The following is a 19,515-nucleotide window of genomic DNA, read 5'->3' as shown; positions in this document are numbered from 1 at the left end:
CGCGGCGCTCAGGCCTGCGGCGCGCCCGGAACCGCGAGAACGGGCGCGCCCTCCGGCTGACGTCCAGCCGCCACATAGCCCTCAATCGCGCCGCGCACCCAGTTGTACTTGGCGGTCGCGGTCGCGATGTCGCCCCGCAGCGCATAATAGGCGCAGCCACAGGCCGTCTTGGCGAAGTTCAGCGCCACGAACAGGGGCGAGAAACGGTGCCGCCGCAGCACCAGGCCGTAGCCGCGCGCATAGGAGCGCCGCCGCTCGAAATAGCCAGGCGATGGGACAACCACGTGCTGCTCGTGCCCGACATGCAGGCTGGGGTCGAACAGCCCGCGGCCGCCGAGTTCCAGCCCTCGCAGCAGGAAATCGGTCTCCTCGCCCGACCCGAACGGCGTGCCCGACCCGACGCCGAGCGCCTCGTCGAAGCGCAGCGCCGCATAGGGGCCGCTGCGGCGCATCGCCATCGCGGTGGAGATGCCCTGGCGGAAGGCCGTGCGCTTCTGCATCACGCTGCGCTCCGGCGCATAAGTGGTGCTGGACGACACGCCGTCGGCGTCGACCGCCTTGCCGCTGAGCAGCATCAGGGCCGGATCAGCCTCGAACTCGGTCGCCACGCGCGCCAGGAAGTCTTCAGGATACCAGCAGTCATCGTCCGGAAACGCCACATAGCGGCCCCGCGCGGCCGCGAGGCCGACATTGCGGGCGCGCGACAGGCCCTTGGGGCTGGTGCGGATCACGATCTCTTCGAGGCCCGGCCAGGACTTCACCTTGTGGGCGACGGCCTCGATCACGGCTTCGCTGCCCTGTGCGACCACGATGAGCTCGTAGTCGCGGCAGGTCGAGCGCGCGAGCGCGGCCAGGAACCGGTCCATCTCGGGCCGATCGCCGAGCGTGCACATCACGAGCGAGAACAAAGGCGCCATGCGGGATCTCCGGCCCGGTGTCCTAAAGGTCCCGGTCAGCCGCCACCGAACCACGGCCCGCTTAATTTTGCCTTAGACGCGCGCCGCACGCCGCGCGCACCGCACATGCCTCGGCGCTTCCCTTCGAGGCCCAGCTTGGGTAAATGAGACCCGGAAAACGCCACCCCGCACTGAGGCAGAGCCATGGCCGCGCGCACCTTGTACGACAAGATCTGGGACGACCACGTCGTCAACCAGCAGCCCGACGGAACCTGCCTGCTCTATATCGACCGTCACCTCGTGCATGAGGTCACGAGCCCGCAGGCCTTCGAGGGGCTGCGCGTCACCGGCCGCAAGGTTCGGGCGCCGCAAAAGACGCTGGCGGTGGTGGACCACAACGTCCCGACCTCCGATCGCCGGCACGGCATCGACGATCCCGAGTCGCGCATCCAGGTGCAGACGCTCGCCGAGAACGCCCGCGACTTCGGCATCGAGTATTACGACGAGCTCGACCAGCGCCAGGGCATCGTCCACATCATCGGGCCGGAGCAGGGCTTCACGCTGCCGGGCACCACCATCGTGTGCGGCGACAGCCACACTTCGACGCACGGCGCCTTCGGGGCGCTGGCCCACGGCATCGGCACCAGCGAGGTCGAGCACGTGCTCGCCACGCAGACGCTGATCCAGAAGAAGGCCAAGAACATGCGCGTGACCGTGGACGGCCAGCTGCCGCCCGGCGTCACCGCCAAGGACATCATCCTGGCCATCATCGGCGAGATCGGCACGGCTGGCGGCACCGGCAGCGTCATCGAATACGCCGGCGAGGCGATCCGCTCGCTGTCGATGGAAGGCCGCATGACGGTCTGCAACATGACCATCGAGGGCGGCGCCCGCGCGGGCCTGATCGCCCCCGACGAGAAGACCTTCGCGTATCTCAAGGACAAGCCCAAGGCCCCCAAGGGCATGGCCTGGGACATGGCGGTTGACTACTGGCGCACGCTGGTCACCGACGAGGGCGCGCATTTCGACCGCGAGATCCGGCTCGACGCCGCCAGCCTGCCGCCGATCGTCACCTGGGGGACGAGCCCGGAGGACGTCGTGTCGATCACCGGCACGGTGCCGCGGCCGGATGACGCCCCGTCCGAGCAAAAGAAGGCCGCCATCACGCGCGCGCTGGACTATATGGGCCTCAAGGGCGGCGAGCGCATGCAGGACATCCGGCTCGACCGGGTGTTCATCGGCTCCTGCACCAACGGCCGCATCGAGGATCTGCGGGCCGTGGCCAAGATCGTCGAGGGCCGCACGGTCGCGGCCAGCGTCAACGCGATGATCGTCCCGGGCTCCGGCCTTGTGAAGATGCAGGCCGAGGAAGAAGGCCTGGACAAGATCTTCAAGGCCGCGGGCTTCGACTGGCGCGAGCCGGGCTGCTCCATGTGCCTGGCCATGAACGCCGACAAGCTCGCGCCGGGCGAGCGCTGCGCGTCGACGTCCAACCGCAACTTCGAGGGCCGGCAGGGCTTCAAGGGCCGCACCCATTTGGTGTCGCCCATCATGGCGGCGGCCGCCGCCATCGCGGGCCATTTCGTCGACATCCGCGAGTGGCGCTGACGCGGGTTTGAGACCGTTCACGTAAAAAGCCCGGGCGTGAGCCCGGGCTTTCGTGTTTCAGGCGAGCGCGCTCACCAGCAGCGGCGGGTGGTGCGCCAGCCGCCCCAGTAGGGGTCCCAGCGGCGGACGACGCGGCAGCGCGGGCCGCCCCAATACGGGCGGGCGTAGTAGGGCCGGTAGCGCGGGCCGCCGCCCCAGTAGTGCCGACGCGGGCCGTAGTAGCCGTAGCCGGGGCCCCACTGGACCGTGGTGGTGAGGCCGTCCTGCTGGACGGGCGCGGCCGCGACCGGGGGAAGCGGCGCCGCCTGGGCGCCGGCCAGGCCGCCGAGCGTCAGAGCGCCGGCCGCCAGGACCTGGATCGCAAGTGAACGGGGTGAAAACATGTTATCTCTTCTCCTCATGTGAGGCCGTGCCCCTCGGCGTAGGCGTAGAGTTGCAACTCCAGGCTGAATGAAGCTGCAATGGGCCGTTCAGCCGCCGTTTAGATTCATGAACGTCGGTTTGGGCGCTTTCGGGCGCGAAACGGGGTCGAAAATTGGCGGGCGAGCGCAGACGCACGGACGAGGAACGACGCCGGGAATCGCAGGAGATCCTCGACCGTGCTCAATCGGAGAGCGGCACTGTGCTGAGTTCCGCGATGGCGCGGGCGGCCCGCCACTTCGGCGCCGCGGATGCTCCGGCGGAGGACCGCGTCGAGGTCTGGGGCAAGCGCATCGCCCGCGCGCTGGCGCTCTTGTTCGTGCTCTACCTGCTGGGCGACCTCACGGGCGCGTTCGGGCGTTGACGGAACGGGCCGCAACCGCCATCTGCGGCTGAACCCGCCGCGAGACCCCACATGACGTCCACCGCTTCCCTAGACTGGTCGGCCCTCGCGGCCCCGACGCTCGCCGACATCGAAAAGCTCGCCGCCGAGGCCTTCGCTCGCCTGCCGGCGGAGTTCCGGGCGCTGTGCGAGGGCGTGGTGATCAAGGTCGACGATTTCCCGGATGAGGAAACCCTGACCGAGATGCAGTGCGAGACGGAGTTCGACCTGCTCGGCCTGTTTCGCGGCGTCGGCCTCGCGCAGGCAGGCGCGACGCTGCAGACGGGGCAGTTTCCCAACATGGTCTGGCTCTATCGCCGGCCGCTGCTCGACTACTGGGCCGAGCACGACGAAACGCTGGGCCACCTCGTCACCCACGTGCTGGTGCACGAGATCGGGCACCATTTCGGGCTGAGTGACGACGACATGTACGGGCTAGAGGCGGCGGCGGAGTGACCCGCATGCTCCCAGAAAGCGGTTTCCCCCAGCCGGGCAATTGGTTTAGAACCCGCTGACACCGCGCCAACGCTCGCGAGAGATCGACACCATGCAGCCCTTCACCACGCTCACCGGCGTCGCCGCCCCGCTCGAGATCATGAATGTCGACACCGACATGATCATCCCGAAGCAGTACCTGAAGACCATTAAGCGCACGGGGCTCGGCGCGGGCCTCTTCGCCGAGATGAAGCTGAAGGAAGACGGGACGGAAAACCCCGATTTCGTGCTGAACCAGCCGGCCTACCGCAAGGCGCAGATCCTGGTGGCGGGCGACAATTTCGGCTGCGGCTCGTCGCGCGAGCACGCTCCCTGGGCGCTGCTGGACTTCGGCATCCGCTGCGTGATCTCGACCAGCTTCGCGGACATTTTCTACAACAACTGCTTCAAGAACGGCATCCTGCCGATCACGGTCAGCCAGGAAGACCTGGACAAGCTGTTCGACGACGCCAAGCGCGGCGCCAACGCGACCCTGACGGTGGATCTCGAGTCCCAGGAAATCCGCGGGCCGGACGGCGGCGTGGTGAAGTTCGACATCGACCCCTTCCGCAAGCACTGCCTGCTGAACGGCCTCGACGACATCGGCCTCACGATGGAAAAAGCCGCCTCGATCGACACCTACGAGAAAACCAAGACGGCCAGCCAGCCCTGGCTCTGAGCGCCTCGGGCGTAGGAACTGCAAAAACCCCGCCGGTGCGCCCGGCGGGGTTTTTTTGTTGAGTCAGCAACGATCGCGCCCGCCGGTGTCGGACGGCCGGCGCGTTCCGGTCGCCTTACACGATGTTCTTCGCCATCTGGCCGGCGATGTAGTCGGCCTGCCGCAGCGCCAGCGCCACGATCGTGAGGGTCGGGTTCTCGGCGCCGCCCGTGGTGAACTGCGAGCCGTCCGACACGAACAGGTTCTTGATGTCGTGAGCCTGCCCGTACTTGTTGACGACGCCGTCGCGCGGCTTCTCGGACATGCGGTTGGTGCCGAGATTATGCGTCGACGGATAGGGGGTGGTCGGAAAGGTGCGGGTGGCACCAACCGCCTCGTAGATGGCCGTGCCCTTGCCGTAGGCGTGGTTGCGCATGGCGACGTCGTTGGGATGGTCGTCGAAATAGACGTTGGCCACCGGCATGCCAAACTTGTCCTTGGCGGTCTTGTCCAGCGTCACGCCGTTCTTTTCCTGGGGCATGTCCTCGCCGACGATCCACAGGCCCGCCATGTTCTCGTAGCTGTCGAGCGCCGTCGTGAACTCGCGGCCCCATGAGCCCGGATCCAGGAAGGCCGCCATGAAGGGCAGGCCCAACGAGAGGGTCTCGAGTTCGTAGCCGCCCACGAAGCCGCGCTTGGGATCATGGATCGCCTCGTCGCGAACAATGCCCGCCATGGTGGTGCCACGCCACATGCGGACCGGCTTTTCGAAGACGCCGTAGACCGAGCCGGTCATGTGCCGCATGTAGTTCTTGCCGACCTGGCCGGACGAGTTGGCAAGTCCGTTCGGGTATTTGCTGCTCTCGGAATTGAGCAACAGCCGCGGGCTCTCGATGGAGTTGCCCGCCACCGCCACGATGCGGGCCTTCTGGCGCTGCATCTGGCCCTTGGCGTCATGATAGACCACGGCGCTCACCTTGCCGGAGGCGTCGTGCTCGATGCGGACCACATAGCTCTCGGGCCGCACCTCCAGCTTGCCGGTCGCCTCGCCCTTGGGCAACTCGGCGTAAAGCGTCGACCATTTCGCGCCGGACTTGCAGCCCTGGAAGCAGAAGCCGATCTGCTGGCAGGAGCCGCGGCCGTCGCGCGCGGCCGAGTTGATGGCCATGTTGCCGGTGTGGACCTCCTTGTAGCCGGTCTTGCGGGCGCCGGCTTCCAGCACCTTGAAGTTGTTGTTGCCCGGCAGCCCGGCGATCCCGTTGGTGCGGGTCACGCCCATGCGGTCCTCGGCCTTCGTGTACCAGGGCTCCATCTCGGCGAGCGTCACCGGCCAGTCGAGCAGATTGGCGCCCTTCACGTCGCCGTAGACGCTCTTCGTCCGGAATTCGTGCTCCTGAAAGCGCAGCGAGGCGCCGGCCCAGTGCACCGTGGAGCCGCCGACCGCCTTGACGATCCAGGCCGGCAGGTTGGCGAAGTCCTTGGCGACCCGCCAGGAGCCGGAGGTCGTGCGATTGTCCGTCCAGGCGAGCTGCGCGAAGGAGGCCCACTCGTCATTGACGAAGTCCTCGATCTCGTGGCGCTTGCCGGCTTCCAGGCACACCACCTTGACGCCCTTCAGGGCGAGTTCCGTCGCGAGCGTTCCGCCGCCGGCGCCGGAGCCGACGACAACCACGACGGTGTCGTCGTTCAGATCGAACGTAGCCATGATCCTAAATCCCCCTGCCCGTCAGAGCCACGTGATGTCGTTGAAGCCGCGGTTGATGTAGCCGCCCTTGCTGGCGCTATCGCCCTCGTAGCCAAACAGGGGCCAGACCTCTTTCTGGTTGTAGAGGCCCACCACCAGGTTGCCGCGCACGGTCTGGAAGAACTTGGTCGTCTGGACGCCCTTCAGCAGAGCGACGCGCTGCGCCTCCCAGCCGACCTGGGCGTACGGAACCCCGTGCTTCTTCTTGGCGGCGGCGTTGAGGGACGTGACGCCGTCCTCGATCAGCTTCTTAGTGGCGGGATCTGATCCCGCCTTGTCGTCGTAGCCCTTCACGGCGACGGCGTAGAAGCGGTCGGGCAGGCGATCATGCGGGTAGACGTCGCGCGCCATGCGGATCAGCGTCTGCATGGTTTCAGGCTTGAGGTTCTTCACCTCCAGCCCCCAGGCCTCGCCGCCGTGAACCAGGGCCGCGCCAGAAACCACGATGGCCGCGCCGCTCGCCAGAAATGCGCGTCGGCCCGGGTCCGCGGGCTGGTCGGGATCATGGATATGCTGGTCTTGCATCGTTTCCTCCTTGGGTGCGCCGGGTTGTCCCGGTCGTCATGTGCGGTCGAGGTTCAGCGGTAGCGTCCGTGCGCCTGCAAAACCTCGATCTTGTAGCCGTCGGGGTCCTGCACGAAGAAGAAGCGCGCCAGGAGCGCGCCTTCGCGGAAGAACTCCTTGATGGGATTGGGCGAGAGCCCCTCGCGCGTGAAGCGGGCGTGCTCGCCGTCGAGGTCATTCACCGCGAACGCGATGTGGCCATAGCCATCGCCCAGCGCGTAAGGCTCGCGCCGGTCGTGGTTGATGGTCAGCTCGAGCTCGAAGTCGGCGTCGGCGCTACGCAGATACACCAGCGTGAAGCCCTCGAAGGCGAAACGGTCGGCGATCTCCAACCCGAAGGCGGCGCGGTAGAAAGCGACCGAACGGGTTTCGTCCAGCACGCGGATCATGGAATGGATGGCCTTGGCCATGGTCTCCTCAGGGTTTCGCCGAAAGGCTCTTCAGATAGGCGATGATCAGTTTGCGCTTGGCCGGGTCGGCCTGGCGGTAGTTCATGATCGTGCCGGGACGGACCGCCTGGGCGTTGGCGATCCACGGGTCGAGCGTCGCCTCGTCCCACGTGATTTCGGCCGTCTTGAGCGCGTCCGAATAGGCGAATCCGGGAAGGCTCGCGGATTTACGACCGAAGACGCCGTGCAGGTTCGGGCCCTGCCGGGGCGGAGCTCCGGGCTCGGCCGCATGGCAGACGCCACAGCTGGTCAGGAATTGCTGCTTGGCGGCTTCGGGGTTCGCATCCTGCGCGAAGGACGGGACCGCGCAGAGCCCGAGCGCCGCCAGCGCGACGAGCAGGACCGGACGACGAAACGGCGGACGCGACGCAAGGGCCGGTGTAGTCAAGAAGCGTTCTCCCCATGGCCGCTTCTGGAGGCGGGCGGCTCATGGGCTGAAGGCTAGGGCCGGGAAGAGGCGGGCAGGTAGTAGCGCGATACTACGTGACGATTATTCGGCCGCGATGGCGGCGGGACCAGCGAAATGGCCCATGAAGTCGCGGGCGGCCTGGCGCCTCAACTCGGCTTCGGCCGAGGCTTCGCCGCGAATGTCCGCCACATAGGTCAGGCAGGCGCAGCGCAGCAGCGAGGTGAAGTTGTTCGGCTCGCCGCGAAACTCCAGCACCTCGTCGTGCAGCTTGGTGAGAAACTTGCCGAGGCTCACGTCCTGGCGCGCCGCGATCTCGTCCAGAATGGTCCAGAACGCAGCTTCGAGGCGGATCGAGGTGGCGTGGCCGCCCAGGCGGACCGATCGGGTCTGGTAGGCGTACTGCTCGGCAGGCAGGCTCGCGAACATCCGGCACATGTGCGCTTCTCCCCGTGCGCCGCGTCAGCGCGCGGCTCTTGGGCGACATGAAACGCCTTGCGTTGATGTTTGTCTATGGAAGACGGCGCCGCATGCGACGCCGCCCCTTTTTCAGCCGGCGAGGCGCTGCATTTCCTTGAGGATGGCGTCGCCCATCTCGCTGGTCGACACGGCGTTCTGACCCTTGGCGGCGATGTCGCCGGTGCGCAGGCCGCTCGCCAGCACGTTGGAAATGGCGCTCTCCACCATGTCGGCGGCTTCCAGCAGGCCGAAGGAGTAGCGCAGCGCCATTGCGAGCGAGCCCATCATCGCGATGGGGTTCGCCATGCCCTTGCCGGCGATGTCCGGGGCCGAGCCGTGCACGGGCTCGTAGAGCGCCTTGCGCTTGCCGGTGGCCGGGTCTTCGGCGCCCAGCGACGCGGACGGCAGCATGCCCAGCGAGCCGGTCAGCATGGCGGCGATGTCGGACAGGATGTCGCCGAACAGATTGTCGGTGACGATGACGTCGAACTGCTTGGGGTTGCGGACGAGCTGCATGGCCAGCGAGTCGGCGAGCTGGTGCTCGAGCTGCACGTCGGCGTATTCGGCCTTGTGCAGGGCGGTGACGACCTGGTTCCAGAGCACGCCGGACTTCATGACGTTGCGCTTCTCGGACGACGTCACCTTGTTGCGGCGCTTGCGCGCCAGCTCGAACGCGACCCGGCCGATGCGCTCGATCTCGGACGTCGTGTAGACCTGCGTGTCCACGGCCCGCTTCTGGCCGTTCTCGAGCGTGACGATTTCCTTCGGCTCGCCGAAATACACGCCGCCCGTGAGCTCGCGCACGATCACGATGTCCAGCCCCTCGACGAGCTCGCGCTTCAGCGAGGAGGCGTCGGCCAGCGCCGGATAGCAGATGGCCGGGCGCAGATTGGCGAAAAGAGCCAGGTCCTTGCGCAGGCGTAGCAGGCCGGCCTCGGGCCGCGCCTCATAGGGAACGTCGTCCCACTTGGGGCCGCCGACGGCGCCGAACAGCACGGCGTCCGCCTGCGTGGCGCGCGCCATGGCGGCGTCCGTGATCGCAACCTTGTGCGCGTCGTAGGCGGCGCCGCCGACCAGATCGGTCTCGGTCTCGAACGTGGCCGCGCCCTGCGAGCCCAGCCAGCTCAGGACCTTTTTCACCTCGGCCATCACCTCGGGGCCGATGCCGTCACCCGGCAGAAGGAGAATGTTGTGGCTGCTCATGATCGGCCCCGCTGCGAGGAACAAAAGTTGATGCGGTGTTTAAGTTTCGGCGTGTTGCTTGGCAAGCGAAAGGCCGGCTCTCATGTTTAGCAAATATCAATTGACGAGGCTGTATGAGTGACCGATACAGCCGGGAGCCACCGAATGAACCGCTCGATCGTTCTTCGCTCAGCCGCATTCGCGGGGCTGCTGGCGCTCGCGTCGGCGCCGAGCGTCGCACCGCAATTCTTCTCCGAGCCCGTCGTGGTGCCGCCGGCCATTCACGAGCCCTATGCGCGCCAGAAGGTCGTCTACCACGTGACGCAGGGCGGCGGCTGGTTTGGCCGGGACCATGCGGCGCGGCTGCAGTCCATGCTCAACCACGTCAACGCGGTCGGCAAGGACAAGCTCGACATGGTTGCGATCCTGCAGGGAGACGGCGCGAGCCTGCTCTACGACGCTTCCAGCAACAGCAAGCTCTCCGGCATGGTGGACAAGCTCCGGGGTGCGGGCATCCGCTTCGTGATCTGCCGGAACACCCTGGTCGGGCGGCATTATCCGGTCGAGGACCTGTATGGGGCGACCGCCAGGGACCTGGTGCCGGCGGGCGTCGCCGAAGTGGTCGACCTGCAGCAAAAGGGCTACGTGCTGGTCAAGCTCTGAGCTTCAGCGCCCGGCCCGCAGGGCATCCAGCACGGACCCGGAGGCGCGGCCGTTGCGGTCCATGCCGTTCTTGACCTGGAAATCCGCGATGGCCTGCCGGGTTTTCGTGCCGATCGCGCCGTCCGGCTGCCCGACGTCGTAGCCCTTGCGGTTGAGCATGGCCTGAACCTCGCGCCGCTCGGCGCGCGACAGCCCGCGATCGTTGGTCGGCCAAGGGGTCACGATGGGGCCGCCGCCCTTCAGGCGGTCCGACAGGTGCGCGATCGCGAGTGCATAGCTCTCGGCGGCGTTGTAGCCGTAGATCGCCTCGAAGTTCTTGGTCACCAGAAACGCCGGGCCGTTCGGGCCGGCCGGCATCATCAGGCCGGCCGAGCCGCCCGGCATGCCCCGTCCGTCGATCCGGCGCACGCCGAGGCGCTCCCAATCGGCCATCGGGCGCTTCTTGGTTCGGCCCGCCAGGCCGGTGTTGAAGCCCGGCGGCAGCTTGACCTCGAAGCCCCAGGTTCCGCCCGAGACCCAGCCGGCCTTGTTCAGGAAGTTGGCCGTGGAGCCGAGCGCGTCCGGAATGGAGTCCACCACGTCGCGTCGGCCGTCGCCGTCGAGGTCGACCGCGAGGCGCAGGAACGTGGAGGGCATGAATTGGGTGTGCCCAAAGGCGCCCGCCCAGGAGCCGGTCAGGTGCTCTGGCGCGACGTCGCCACGGTCGAGGATCTTCATCGTGGAGGCGAGTTCGCCGCGGAAATAGCCCTGGCGGCGACCGTAGCAGGACAGCGTCGCGAGCGACTGGACCAGCGGCCGCTTGCCGATGGCCTTGCCGAAGTCGGACTCCACCCCCCAGACGGCCACGATGACATGGCGGTCGACGCCGTAGCGGCTCTCGGCCGTCGCAAGCGCCTGGCTCCATTGGCGCAGCATGGCCTTGCCGTCCGCGACGCGTTCCTCGTCCACCAGGGCGGCGAGGTAGTCCCAGATCGGCGTCTTGAACTCGGGCTGATCGTTCAGAAAATCCAGCACCTTCATGTCGGGCTGAAGCCCGCGCGTCGCCGCGTCGAAGGTGGCGGCCGAGACGCCCCCCTGGACGATCGTGGAGCGCAGGCCGGACAGGCAGCCGCCGAAATCCGCCTGTGCGGCGGCGGGAGCGGCGGCGGCGACCAGGAGGCCGGCGATGGAGGCGATTCGGAGGATCATGCCGCCATCGTAAACGGTATTCGCGCGGGACAGAATCCCGCGCGGAGCCCGTTCTTCATCCAGCCGCGATCAGGGGCCGAAATTGACCGTCGTGCCGCAGCAGTTCGGCAGGTCCCAGCGGCTCGGCAGGGTCTCGCCGCCGAACCGGCTGTTGATGTTGGAATAGACCGGCGTGGCATTGCCCTGGCCGACATAGACGTAGTTGAGCTGGTAGCCGGTGCCGGGCTTCACCATCGTGCCGGCGTTCAGGTAGGACCGGCCCGTGACCGTGATCTCGTTGGTCCGGCGGCGGGTCTGCGCGTCCGCGGACACGACCGAGAGCGCGCCCGTGAGGGCCGCGAGGCCCAGGATTGCGGCGTGACGGAACATCTTATGCCTCGCATGTTGGGTTCGTGATTGTACAACATTTTCGAGGGCTCGTGGGTCCCGGCGCGGGATCACGAATGCGAGCGCAGGCGCAGGGCGGCGTCCGCGTCCGCGTCGAGCCAGCCGGCGCGCCGGCCGCCGGGCGTCGCTCGGGTCGCGCACTGGGGCAGGCGGTTGCGCTCGGCGCGCGTGAAGTACGCCTTGAGCGCGCGGTCGTCGCCTGCGCCCACGAGGTCCAGGCGGTCGAGCGCGCAGGAGAGCGTGACCCGGTCCGCGGGCCTGTCCGCGCCGCCGCACATCCACCCGGAGAGGCGCAGGTCCGCGTCGTCGGCGAGCACGCGCCAGGCCACGCACGCGTGCTGCGCGCCCGCGCGCGAGAGCACCACATCCGCCGTCTCCGCCGACCCGAACTTGGTGGGGGTGGGGACCGGGACGGCGCTGCGGGTGACCGCGTAGCCGGCCTCGGCGGCGCGGCGGGCGGTGTCGAGAAAGAGCGAGCCCGGCGCGGAGGCTTCCGAGCCGGGGCGATAGGCGACGATGCGGGCGAAGGGCTGCCCTGTTTCGGGGCGTCCGAAGGACTGGATCTCCTCGCGCCCACCGCCGCCCGCATGGCGGCGCGCCTCGATGGCGCGGCCCTCGCGCGGCAGGAGGGTGGTGTCCAGCGCGAACATCGCGATCGGGCGCGACACCTGCACCCAGCTGAGCGGTTCGGCCGGCGCGGTCGCGGCCGGCGCGTCGTCCGAACGCGCGAAGCGCGGTAGATCGGGGTTCCAGAGCAGCACGCCCCCGATCAGCGCCACCACGCCGGCGAGGCCGGCGACGCGGCCGACCCCGATCGCGCGCACGATCGCCCATGCGGCGCGGCCGACGCCGGCATCGCCCAGCGACGGCCCTGCGGCCCGCTCCATATCCGGAAAATACAACGTCGCTTGGGACATGACGCAACCCCATCCCGTCGCCCCGTTCTGGGGCGCGCTGAGCCAATCGATGGCTCCGATCCCTCCAATTGTCGGCAATCTGTTGAGTCGGCCGTTACCGCGCCGGGGGTTTCGCGGGGGAGAGTCAACGCTGGGTTGACCGACAGCGTTAACGCGACAGGCCCAAGGTCCGGTAAAGTCCGGCAAAGTCCGGCTAAGGGCGGCAAAGCCCGGCAAAGGACGGATTGACTTCACGCCCCCGCTCGTGCTTCTCCTGCGCGATCGGCGCGCCCTCGGGCTGCGCCTCCGGAACAGCGTCTCGCCATGCGCTTCGTCACGTCCAAAACGACGACGAAAACGCCGGCCGCCAAAGGCGGCGCGGCACGCTGACGCTCGTCCTCGCTCCGGATCATCCCCCGGCGGGGGAAGAGGACCCGCCGGTCAGGCGGGCTCGATCCGGGGGAGAGATCTCAAAGACGATAGGAACACGATCATGAGTTCGAAGGGCGCCGAAGGTTTTCGCGTGGCGGTCGTGGGGGCCACCGGCAATGTGGGCCGCGAGATGCTCTCCATCCTTGAGGAGCGGGCGTTCCCGATCTCCGAGGTGATCGCGCTGGCGTCGCAGCGCAGCCTCGGCCACGAGGTCTCGTTCGGAGACCGCGTGCTCAAGGTGCAGTCGCTGGACCACCACGATTTCTCCAAGACCGACATCTGCCTGATGTCGGCCGGCTCGGCGGTCTCGAAGGAATGGTCCCCGCGCATCGGCGCGCAGGGCTGCCTGGTGATCGATAACTCGTCCTGCTGGCGCTACGACGAGCGCGTGCCGCTGGTGGTGCCCGAGGTCAACGCTCACGTCCTGGCCGACTACATGGGCCGCAAGGACAAGCTCAACATCATCGCCAACCCGAACTGCTCCACGGCGCAGCTCGTCGTGGCGCTGAAGCCCCTGCACGACAAGGCCAAGATCACCCGCGTTGTGGTGTCGACCTACCAGTCGGTGTCCGGCGCCGGCAAGGACGGCATGGAGGAGCTCGATCGCCAGACCAAGGCGCTCTACTCCCTGCAGGAGGTCGCGGCCAAGAAGTTCACCAAGCGCATCGCCTTCAACGTGATCCCGCACATCGACGTCTTCATGGAGGACGGGTTCACGAAGGAAGAGTGGAAGATGAACGTCGAGACCAAGAAGATCCTCGACCCCAAGATCAAGCTGACGGCCACCTGCGTGCGCGTGCCGGTGTTCATCTCGCATTCGGAAGCCGTGAACGTCGAGTTCGCCAATCCGATCACGGCCGACGAGGCGCGCGACATCCTGCGGTCATCGCCCGGCGTGCTGGTGATCGACAAGCAGGAAGACGGCGGCTACATCACCCCGCACGAGGCGGCCGGCGAGGACGCGACCTACATCTCGCGCATCCGCACGGACTCGACGGTCGAGAACGGCCTCGCGTTCTGGTGCGTGTCCGACAATTTGCGCAAGGGCGCCGCCCTGAACGCCGTGCAGATCGCCGAGGCGATCATCAACCGCAAGCTGCTGAAGCCCAAGGCCGCTTAAGCAGGTCTTCCCGGAAGCTCAATATCCCCGTGCATCCCCTCTCCCCATCAGGGGAGAGGGACAGGGTAAGGGCGGTCCAAAAACACATTGCAGAGGTGGGGAGACCCTCACCCCAGCCCTCTCCCTGTGCCAGGGAGAGGGGGCGCGCTGCGGCACGGCCCCAGTGTCCCGCGTCAGACTTGAGTTTCGCCAGCGCCCCTTGAGGGCGACGACCCTGTCTCCAGGTTCAGCATCCATCTCACCCACGGGCAATCATGGGCGGGGGGCGCCTGCGCGGCTTCGAAGCCGGCCAGCAGCGCGCCTGTGAGCCACAGGTTGATGGAGGCGACGCGCTCCTGGCACTGGCGCACGGCGTCCAGGTCATCGGCGGTCGCCGGAGGCGTGTCCCACAACAGCCGCCGGGCGACAGCGAGGTCGTCGGGCGGGAGCACGGCGGTGGGCTCGGCCGGCCGATAGGCCACGACGCGGGCGAGCGCCCGGAGGGCGTCACGGTCGGGCCAGCCTGGATGGAGAGTGTCGGTCACGGGCTTGCCCTGGTGATCGCGCGACCGAGAACCGCCGCGCAGGCTTACATCCAGATTGCGACCGGGATGCCGTGCGCGTCAAAGGCTGGCTGCGCGGGCAGGCTGCGGGCCTCGCCACGCTGCAGCCGGATGGCCGTGACCAGGCACGCGCAAGCGTCGAGAACGTCATCGGCGCCAGCCCCGCGCGGCGGCCTGGCGTCCAGAAGGGATCGCGCCAGGCCGGCTCTTTCCAGCAGCGCGCGGCGCTGCTCCAGCCCCGGGCCGTGAGCTTGGGACTTCACCTTTTTCGGCTCGCCAAGCGGGCCGCCATTCAGGCGCATGAACGCGCCTTCGGGGTGGCTTTCAAAGATCCGCGACCGCAGCGGCGGATCGGCGCGCAAGAGGGCGTCGATTTCCAGGATCTTGGGAAACAGGAAGAAGCACTGCTTCGACACCTTGCGGGGCGGTTCGGAGGTCGCCAGCGCGGCCGCGCAGGCCGCTCCGTAATCAGGAGCGCTTACGGCCGACCGCGACGGCACTGAGAACACGGAGGACTGGCGCTCGCCCAGCAGGGGCCGAAGCAGCGCTTCCGGGCCACGGCCGCCGGGGCCGATCCGCTCCGGCAGCCCGATCGGCATGTCGACCGCCACGATGGCGTCCGCGGGCAACCGGCCGAGAAGCTCGGCGAAACGGGCGAAGACCTCGATGGTCGGCCCGGCTGCGCCAGGCTCCCGCACCGCCGCGACCCACCCGCCTTTGCAGCCGTCCACACCCGCCAACCAACGCGCCATTCCGGCCTCCGCTTCCGCCTTTCCGACGATGGCGCGCCCAAAAGGCCGCGTCTATGCTGCGCTGCGAAAACGATCCTTCAGGTGAGCCATGACGCAGACCGCCATCCGCCCCCGCCGCAGCGTGCTCTACATGCCGGGCTCGAACGCCCGCGCGCTCGAGAAGGCCAGGACGCTGGACGTCGACGGGGTGATCCTGGATCTCGAGGACGCGGTTGCGCCGGACGCAAAAGCGACCGCGCGCGAGCAGGTCGCAGCCGCGATCCGGGCCGGGGGCTTCGGCTCCCGCGAGGTGGTGGGTCGCATCAATGGCCTGGATACGCCATGGGGGGAGGGCGACCTGAAGGCGTTGGCGGCGGCGGGACCGGACGCCATCCTGGTCCCGAAGGTGTCGTCGCCCGCACAGGTGGTGCGCGTCGCGTCAATGATGAGCCAGGCGGGCGCGCCGGCGCATACGCGGCTCTGGGCCATGGTGGAGACGCCGCTCGCCATCCTCAACATCCAGGCGATCGCGGCGGCGGCGGCCGACCCGGCCAATCGGCTCACCTGCTTCGTGATGGGCACCAACGACCTCGCCAAGGAGACGCGCGCGCGCTTCACGGGCGACCGCATGCCCTTTTTCCACTGGCTGTCCGTGAGCGTCACGGCCGCGCGGGCCTACGGGCTCGACATCCTGGACGGCGTGTTCAACGGCATCACGGATGAAAGCGGCTTGCAGGCCGAATGCGAGCAGGGGCGGGATCTCGGCTTCGACGGCAAGACGCTGATTCATCCCAGCCAGATCGCGCCCGCCAACGCTGTTTTCGCTCCGACGGCCCACGAGGTGGAATGGTCGCGCAAGATCATCGCGGCGTTCGACCTGCCGGAAAACCGCGACAAGGGCGCGCTGCAGCTCGAGGGCAAGATGGTGGAGCGACTGCACGCCGAAATGGGCAAGCGCGTCGTCGCCATCGCGGACGCGATCGCGGCGCGGGTGTGAAAAGGCGGCAGAACACTAGTTCTGACGCGCTGCTCGCCTTGTGTAGCCAAGCGGCAGTTGGTCGTCCGGCGAGGGCGCGTGGCCCCGTGATGGGTCCAACAGGCGATCGAACGTGCTCCGATCGGCGTGCTCTGACCATTGCTGGAAGAGTTCGGCCGTTTTCAATGCCGCGAGTTTTTCGGCCGCAGCTGTCACGATGAGCTGATTGAGGGTCGTTCCATCGTCGCGCGCAACTTGCTCGAGAGCGGTCTTGAGGGATGCAGGCAGGCGTAGGGCAAAGTTGCTCTTGGTTCCCATTACAATCTCCTGAGCAGATCCCGAGGCGTTACAACGTCGACACCGAAGGATCGGGCCGCCACGTCCAGATCACGACTATTGAACGTGACGATTACGGCGGCTCCGCCGTTTACGGCGACCTCCAACACCATGTCGTCATCAGGATCACGAGCCCTCGGACGCCAGAGCATGTGAATCTCGATGGGCTGGATCACCCGGGCGAGTTCACCGAGAAAGCCTCGAATGTCTCCGACCGAAAGATCGCAAGCGGCCAGATGCTCGGGGCGGGACAACACGGCCTCGTACTCGAGAAACAGCGCGACCGAACTCAACGCGATCAATTCGCCATCTCCCGCCAAGCGCAAGACTTCGGCCGAAGCGCCCGCTGGGCTCCGGAGAGCCGTGACCAGAACATTCGTATCGATCACAACTCTCATATTGCGGGCAATATAACCCGGTGACTTGGGGCTGTCCAGATCACCGCCGCCCAGCCCGCCGGGGCGCGGGCGCGTCATCCTCGGGCGCGGTGCGGGGCGCCTTGGCGACGATGCGGACGATGTCCTTCATGATCTCGTCGATCACGTAGTTCTTGGGCGTGTAGACGGCCGTGACGCCGATGTTCTTGAGCACAAGCTCGTCCTCGGGCGGCACGATGCCGCCGACCACCACCGGGATGTGGCCGAGCCCCTGGGCGCGCATGCGGGCCATGACGTCGCGCACCAGCGGCACGTGCGAGCCGGACAGGATCGAGAGGCCGATCACGTGCGCGCCGGTCTCCTGCGCGCGGGCGACGATCTCGGCCGGCGTCTGGCGGATGCCCTCGTAGGTGACCTCGAAGCCGACGTCGCGGCCGCGCAGCGCGATCTGCTCGGCGCCGTTGGAGTGGCCATCGAGGCCGGGCTTGCCGACCACCATGCGGGGCTGTTCGCCGAGTTCGGCCGCGAGATCGGCGACCAGCAGGCTCACGTCGCGCTGGGCGTCGGAGGTGCGCGTTTCGGGCGTGACGCCCGTGGGGGCGCGGTACTGGCCGAAGATCTCGCGCAGGGCCTCGCCCCACTCGCCCGTGGTCACGCCCGCCTTGGCGCACGCGATGGAGGGCTCCATGACGTTGCGGCCCTCGCGCGCGGCGGAGCACAGCGCATCCAGGGCGGCGTCAGCGGCCTTCTGGTCGCGCTCGCTGCGCCAGGCGCGGATGCGCCCGATGGCCTCGATCTCGACCTGCTCGGGGACTGTCATCACGGAGGCTTCGCCGGCGGTGAGCGGCGAGGGCTCGGTCTCGCGCCAGCGGTTCACGCCGACCACCGTCTGGTCGCCGCCCTCGATGCCGGCGATGCGGCGGGCGTTTGACTCTACCAACATGCGCTTGAGATAGCCGCTCTCCACCGCCGCCACGGCCCCGCCCATGCGGTCTACGGCGGCGAGCTCGGCGCGGGCGAGGTCCTTGAGCTCCTCGACCTTGCGGGTGATCTCGACCGAGCCGTCGAAGATGTCGCCATATTCGAGCAGGTCGGTCTCGTAGGCCATGACCTGCTGCATGCGCAGCGACCATTGCTGGTCCCAGGGGCGCGGCAGGCCCAGCGCCTCGTTCCAGGCGGGCAGCTGCACGGCGCGGGCCCGGGCGTTCTTGGACAACACCACGGCCAGCATCTCGATGAGGATGCGGTAGACGTTGTTTTCCGGCTGCGGCTCGGTGAGGCCGAGCGAATTCACCTGCACGCCGTAGCGGAAGCGGCGATGGCGCTCGTCCGTGACGCCGTAGCGCTCGCGGGTGATCTCCTCCCAGAGCTCCGTGAACGCCCGCATCTTGCACAACTCGGTGACGAAGCGCATGCCGGCGTTGACGAAGAACGAGATGCGCCCGACCACCTCGGCGAAGGTCTTGTCGTCGACGCCCGCCGCCTTCACGGTGTCGAGCACCGCGACCGCGGTGGCGAGCGCGTAGGCGAGCTCCTGGGTCGGCGTCGCGCCGGCTTCCTGCAGGTGGTAGCTGCAGACATTGGTGGGGTTCCACTTCGGCAGATCGGCGGTGGTGAACAGCACGATGTCCTTCACCAGCCGCATCGAGGGCGCGGGCGGGAACACGTAGGTGCCGCGCGATAAATATTCCTTGATGATGTCGTTTTGCGTCGTCCCTTGCAGGGCCTTGCGGGGCGCGCCCTGCTCGTCCGCGACCGCGACGTACAGCGACAGCAGCCAGGCCGCCGTGGCGTTGATGGTCATCGAGGTGTTCATCTCGACGATCGGGATGTCGCTGAACAGCGCCCGCATGTCGCCCAGATGCGCGATCGAGACGCCGACCTTGCCGACCTCGCCGCGTGCCAGCACGTGGTCCGGGTCGTAGCCGGTCTGGGTGGGGAGATCGAACGCGACCGAGAGGCCGGTCTGGCCCTTGGCGAGATTGTTTCGGTAGAGCTTGTTCGACTCGGCCGCGGTTGAATGGCCCGCATAGGTGCGGAAGATCCAGGGCTTGTCGCGCTCGGGGCGGCCGCGGTCGGGGCTCATGCGTGCGGTCTCCGGTTGGCTCTCGCCATCATGCTGCATTGCGGCAACATGCGGCAAGGCCATGCGGGCCGCCACCCGGCTAAAGGTCTGAGCGTCAGTGCGTGAGGCTGCGCAGGCCGCCGGCCAGGAGAACCGCGCCAAAGGCGGAGCCGACCGCCACCGCGACCATGGTCGTCGCGTCCGTGCTGGTGACCGGCATGTAGTACATGTTCCAGAGCACGATGCCGGCGATCGCGCCGAAAAACAGCACCGCGGCATTCACGAAAATGCCGAATCCGAGATCCTGCATGATGCTGTCGACGATCCAGGCGGCGATCAGGCTCGCCATCAGGATGCCGAACAAGACCCAGTTCACCGCATCCTGCGGGATCTGGCCAAAACCGAAGGTGCGAAGAAGGTTCATTCTGTCCGCGATGTTCGGTGCAGCATGGGTTGAAAATAACCTGAACGTGCAAAGCGTTTGTTAATGGGCCAACGCGGCCTCAAACCTTCGCCCTATGGCGCAGTGCAGCATGACGGGTAAGATCACCGGGACATTT

General features: G+C 67.6%; 24 protein-coding genes. 7 read left to right on the top strand and 17 right to left on the bottom strand.

Annotated features, from left to right (window positions below; all coding sequences use genetic code 11):
* Positions 1-8 precede the first annotated feature (8 nt).
* Positions 9-917: a glycosyltransferase family 2 protein gene (locus AC1DSZ_RS12860; RefSeq protein ID WP_476838759.1), complete on the bottom strand. Its 909-nt coding sequence runs from the start codon at positions 915-917 to the stop codon at positions 9-11.
* 183 nt (positions 918-1,100) lie between these two features.
* On the opposite strand from AC1DSZ_RS12860, the gene leuC reads away from it, so the two are divergent.
* A complete protein-coding gene (leuC, locus tag AC1DSZ_RS12855) occupies positions 1,101-2,504 on the top strand; it encodes a 3-isopropylmalate dehydratase large subunit (protein WP_476838758.1) in 1,404 nt (467 codons plus the stop codon).
* 71 nt (positions 2,505-2,575) lie between these two features.
* Here the strand turns inward: leuC and AC1DSZ_RS12850 are convergent, their stop codons facing one another.
* Positions 2,576-2,887, bottom strand: a complete 312-nt coding sequence (locus AC1DSZ_RS12850; RefSeq protein ID WP_476838757.1) for a hypothetical protein — start codon at positions 2,885-2,887, stop codon at positions 2,576-2,578.
* A 239-nt stretch (positions 2,888-3,126) separates the two neighbouring features.
* On the opposite strand from AC1DSZ_RS12850, the gene AC1DSZ_RS12845 reads away from it, so the two are divergent.
* From AC1DSZ_RS12845 to leuD, 3 genes are all read left to right on the top strand, one after another.
* Positions 3,127-3,288, top strand: coding sequence for a hypothetical protein (locus AC1DSZ_RS12845; protein ID WP_244644024.1), 162 nt, complete (start codon positions 3,127-3,129; stop codon positions 3,286-3,288).
* Between the two features lie 51 nt (positions 3,289-3,339).
* Entirely contained in the window at positions 3,340-3,762 is a 423-nt protein-coding gene (locus tag AC1DSZ_RS12840; protein ID WP_476838756.1) for a metallopeptidase family protein, read from the top strand.
* 91 nt (positions 3,763-3,853) lie between these two features.
* Positions 3,854-4,459 carry a 3-isopropylmalate dehydratase small subunit gene (gene leuD, locus AC1DSZ_RS12835; protein ID WP_476838755.1) on the top strand — a complete coding sequence of 202 codons (606 nt, stop codon included), beginning with the start codon at positions 3,854-3,856 and terminating at the stop codon, positions 4,457-4,459.
* Positions 4,460-4,574: 115 nt separating this feature from the next.
* On the opposite strand, the gene AC1DSZ_RS12830 is transcribed toward leuD, so the two are convergent.
* From AC1DSZ_RS12830 to leuB, 6 genes are all read right to left on the bottom strand, one after another.
* The gene (locus AC1DSZ_RS12830; RefSeq protein WP_476838754.1) at positions 4,575-6,143 is read right to left on the bottom strand and encodes a GMC family oxidoreductase; all 1,569 of its coding nucleotides are present in this window, start codon (positions 6,141-6,143) and stop codon (positions 4,575-4,577) included.
* 21 nt (positions 6,144-6,164) lie between these two features.
* Complete coding sequence (locus tag AC1DSZ_RS12825) at positions 6,165-6,707, bottom strand: Twin-arginine translocation pathway signal (protein WP_476838753.1); 543 nt, start codon at positions 6,705-6,707, stop codon at positions 6,165-6,167.
* A gap of 53 nt (positions 6,708-6,760) precedes the next feature.
* The gene (locus AC1DSZ_RS12820) at positions 6,761-7,156 is read right to left on the bottom strand and encodes a VOC family protein (RefSeq protein WP_476838752.1); all 396 of its coding nucleotides are present in this window, start codon (positions 7,154-7,156) and stop codon (positions 6,761-6,763) included.
* A gap of 7 nt (positions 7,157-7,163) precedes the next feature.
* The gene (locus tag AC1DSZ_RS12815) at positions 7,164-7,583 is read right to left on the bottom strand and encodes a c-type cytochrome (RefSeq protein ID WP_476838751.1); all 420 of its coding nucleotides are present in this window, start codon (positions 7,581-7,583) and stop codon (positions 7,164-7,166) included.
* A 102-nt stretch (positions 7,584-7,685) separates the two neighbouring features.
* Positions 7,686-8,039: a ribbon-helix-helix domain-containing protein gene (locus tag AC1DSZ_RS12810; protein ID WP_476838750.1), complete on the bottom strand. Its 354-nt coding sequence runs from the start codon at positions 8,037-8,039 to the stop codon at positions 7,686-7,688.
* A 111-nt stretch (positions 8,040-8,150) separates the two neighbouring features.
* Positions 8,151-9,263 (bottom strand): 3-isopropylmalate dehydrogenase, encoded by a 1,113-nt coding sequence (leuB, locus tag AC1DSZ_RS12805; RefSeq protein ID WP_476838749.1) that lies wholly within the window; start codon positions 9,261-9,263, stop codon positions 8,151-8,153.
* A gap of 144 nt (positions 9,264-9,407) precedes the next feature.
* Here leuB and AC1DSZ_RS12800 point away from each other — a divergent pair, with 144 nt between their 5' ends.
* On the top strand, positions 9,408-9,905 hold the full coding sequence (locus tag AC1DSZ_RS12800) for a DsrE family protein (RefSeq protein WP_476838748.1): 498 nt from the start codon (positions 9,408-9,410) through the stop codon (positions 9,903-9,905).
* A 3-nt stretch (positions 9,906-9,908) separates the two neighbouring features.
* On the opposite strand, the gene AC1DSZ_RS12795 is transcribed toward AC1DSZ_RS12800, so the two are convergent.
* From AC1DSZ_RS12795 to AC1DSZ_RS12785, 3 genes are all read right to left on the bottom strand, one after another.
* Positions 9,909-11,093, bottom strand: coding sequence for a lytic murein transglycosylase (locus tag AC1DSZ_RS12795; protein WP_476838747.1), 1,185 nt, complete (start codon positions 11,091-11,093; stop codon positions 9,909-9,911).
* Positions 11,094-11,162: 69 nt separating this feature from the next.
* Entirely contained in the window at positions 11,163-11,462 is a 300-nt protein-coding gene (locus AC1DSZ_RS12790; RefSeq protein ID WP_476838746.1) for a hypothetical protein, read from the bottom strand.
* A gap of 68 nt (positions 11,463-11,530) precedes the next feature.
* Positions 11,531-12,397, bottom strand: coding sequence for a hypothetical protein (locus AC1DSZ_RS12785; RefSeq protein ID WP_476838745.1), 867 nt, complete (start codon positions 12,395-12,397; stop codon positions 11,531-11,533).
* 472 nt (positions 12,398-12,869) lie between these two features.
* Here AC1DSZ_RS12785 and AC1DSZ_RS12780 point away from each other — a divergent pair, with 472 nt between their 5' ends.
* Positions 12,870-13,928, top strand: coding sequence for an aspartate-semialdehyde dehydrogenase (locus AC1DSZ_RS12780; protein ID WP_476838744.1), 1,059 nt, complete (start codon positions 12,870-12,872; stop codon positions 13,926-13,928).
* Between the two features lie 173 nt (positions 13,929-14,101).
* Here AC1DSZ_RS12780 and AC1DSZ_RS12775 read toward each other — a convergent pair whose 3' ends face one another.
* Together AC1DSZ_RS12775 and AC1DSZ_RS12770 are read right to left on the bottom strand one after the other, a co-directional pair.
* Positions 14,102-14,452: a hypothetical protein gene (locus AC1DSZ_RS12775; RefSeq protein ID WP_476838743.1), complete on the bottom strand. Its 351-nt coding sequence runs from the start codon at positions 14,450-14,452 to the stop codon at positions 14,102-14,104.
* Between the two features lie 44 nt (positions 14,453-14,496).
* Positions 14,497-15,222 (bottom strand): DUF429 domain-containing protein, encoded by a 726-nt coding sequence (locus tag AC1DSZ_RS12770; RefSeq protein WP_476838742.1) that lies wholly within the window; start codon positions 15,220-15,222, stop codon positions 14,497-14,499.
* 88 nt (positions 15,223-15,310) lie between these two features.
* On the opposite strand from AC1DSZ_RS12770, the gene AC1DSZ_RS12765 reads away from it, so the two are divergent.
* Positions 15,311-16,198: an HpcH/HpaI aldolase/citrate lyase family protein gene (locus tag AC1DSZ_RS12765; RefSeq protein ID WP_476838741.1), complete on the top strand. Its 888-nt coding sequence runs from the start codon at positions 15,311-15,313 to the stop codon at positions 16,196-16,198.
* Positions 16,199-16,213: 15 nt separating this feature from the next.
* On the opposite strand, the gene AC1DSZ_RS12760 is transcribed toward AC1DSZ_RS12765, so the two are convergent.
* The 4 genes from AC1DSZ_RS12760 to AC1DSZ_RS12745 form a co-directional block, all read right to left on the bottom strand.
* The gene (locus tag AC1DSZ_RS12760) at positions 16,214-16,495 is read right to left on the bottom strand and encodes a toxin-antitoxin system HicB family antitoxin (RefSeq protein ID WP_476838740.1); all 282 of its coding nucleotides are present in this window, start codon (positions 16,493-16,495) and stop codon (positions 16,214-16,216) included.
* The gene (locus AC1DSZ_RS12755; RefSeq protein ID WP_476838739.1) at positions 16,495-16,989 is read right to left on the bottom strand and encodes a putative toxin-antitoxin system toxin component, PIN family; all 495 of its coding nucleotides are present in this window, start codon (positions 16,987-16,989) and stop codon (positions 16,495-16,497) included. Before AC1DSZ_RS12755 ends, AC1DSZ_RS12760 begins: the two co-directional genes overlap by 1 nt.
* The gene (locus AC1DSZ_RS12750) at positions 16,952-18,976 is read right to left on the bottom strand and encodes a methylmalonyl-CoA mutase family protein (RefSeq protein WP_476838738.1); all 2,025 of its coding nucleotides are present in this window, start codon (positions 18,974-18,976) and stop codon (positions 16,952-16,954) included. The genes AC1DSZ_RS12755 and AC1DSZ_RS12750 overlap by 38 nt, the downstream gene beginning before the upstream one ends.
* A 94-nt stretch (positions 18,977-19,070) precedes the next feature.
* Entirely contained in the window at positions 19,071-19,379 is a 309-nt protein-coding gene (locus AC1DSZ_RS12745; protein ID WP_476838737.1) for a hypothetical protein, read from the bottom strand.
* Positions 19,380-19,515 lie beyond the last annotated feature (136 nt).

The sequence above is a fragment of the Alsobacter sp. P4_H11 genome (assembly GCF_056400925.1).
This window is presented reverse-complemented; position numbering and strand designations above follow the sequence as displayed.

What these genes read in the sequence shown, in the direction of transcription:
- AC1DSZ_RS12825 (WP_476838753.1), bottom strand. Translation starts at nt 6,707, where the DNA reads ATGCAAGACCAGCATATCCATGATCCCGACCAGCCCGCGGACCCGGGC.
- leuD (WP_476838755.1), top strand. Translation starts at nt 3,854, where the DNA reads ATGCAGCCCTTCACCACGCTCACCGGCGTCGCCGCCCCGCTCGAGATC.
- AC1DSZ_RS12755 (WP_476838739.1), bottom strand. Translation starts at nt 16,989, where the DNA reads ATGACGCGCCCGCGCCCCGGCGGGCTGGGCGGCGGTGATCTGGACAGC.
- AC1DSZ_RS12790 (WP_476838746.1), bottom strand. Translation starts at nt 11,462, where the DNA reads ATGTTCCGTCACGCCGCAATCCTGGGCCTCGCGGCCCTCACGGGCGCG.
- AC1DSZ_RS12800 (WP_476838748.1), top strand. Translation starts at nt 9,408, where the DNA reads ATGAACCGCTCGATCGTTCTTCGCTCAGCCGCATTCGCGGGGCTGCTG.
- AC1DSZ_RS12820 (WP_476838752.1), bottom strand. Translation starts at nt 7,156, where the DNA reads ATGGCCAAGGCCATCCATTCCATGATCCGCGTGCTGGACGAAACCCGT.
- AC1DSZ_RS12810 (WP_476838750.1), bottom strand. Translation starts at nt 8,039, where the DNA reads ATGTGCCGGATGTTCGCGAGCCTGCCTGCCGAGCAGTACGCCTACCAG.
- AC1DSZ_RS12745 (WP_476838737.1), bottom strand. Translation starts at nt 19,379, where the DNA reads ATGAACCTTCTTCGCACCTTCGGTTTTGGCCAGATCCCGCAGGATGCG.
- AC1DSZ_RS12850 (WP_476838757.1), bottom strand. Translation starts at nt 2,887, where the DNA reads ATGTTTTCACCCCGTTCACTTGCGATCCAGGTCCTGGCGGCCGGCGCT.
- AC1DSZ_RS12785 (WP_476838745.1), bottom strand. Translation starts at nt 12,397, where the DNA reads ATGTCCCAAGCGACGTTGTATTTTCCGGATATGGAGCGGGCCGCAGGG.
- leuB (WP_476838749.1), bottom strand. Translation starts at nt 9,263, where the DNA reads ATGAGCAGCCACAACATTCTCCTTCTGCCGGGTGACGGCATCGGCCCC.
- AC1DSZ_RS12830 (WP_476838754.1), bottom strand. Translation starts at nt 6,143, where the DNA reads ATGGCTACGTTCGATCTGAACGACGACACCGTCGTGGTTGTCGTCGGC.
- leuC (WP_476838758.1), top strand. Translation starts at nt 1,101, where the DNA reads ATGGCCGCGCGCACCTTGTACGACAAGATCTGGGACGACCACGTCGTC.
- AC1DSZ_RS12760 (WP_476838740.1), bottom strand. Translation starts at nt 16,495, where the DNA reads ATGGGAACCAAGAGCAACTTTGCCCTACGCCTGCCTGCATCCCTCAAG.
- AC1DSZ_RS12840 (WP_476838756.1), top strand. Translation starts at nt 3,340, where the DNA reads ATGACGTCCACCGCTTCCCTAGACTGGTCGGCCCTCGCGGCCCCGACG.
- AC1DSZ_RS12795 (WP_476838747.1), bottom strand. Translation starts at nt 11,093, where the DNA reads ATGATCCTCCGAATCGCCTCCATCGCCGGCCTCCTGGTCGCCGCCGCC.
- AC1DSZ_RS12765 (WP_476838741.1), top strand. Translation starts at nt 15,311, where the DNA reads ATGACGCAGACCGCCATCCGCCCCCGCCGCAGCGTGCTCTACATGCCG.
- AC1DSZ_RS12750 (WP_476838738.1), bottom strand. Translation starts at nt 18,976, where the DNA reads ATGAGCCCCGACCGCGGCCGCCCCGAGCGCGACAAGCCCTGGATCTTC.
- AC1DSZ_RS12860 (WP_476838759.1), bottom strand. Translation starts at nt 917, where the DNA reads ATGGCGCCTTTGTTCTCGCTCGTGATGTGCACGCTCGGCGATCGGCCC.
- AC1DSZ_RS12770 (WP_476838742.1), bottom strand. Translation starts at nt 15,222, where the DNA reads ATGGCGCGTTGGTTGGCGGGTGTGGACGGCTGCAAAGGCGGGTGGGTC.
- AC1DSZ_RS12780 (WP_476838744.1), top strand. Translation starts at nt 12,870, where the DNA reads ATGAGTTCGAAGGGCGCCGAAGGTTTTCGCGTGGCGGTCGTGGGGGCC.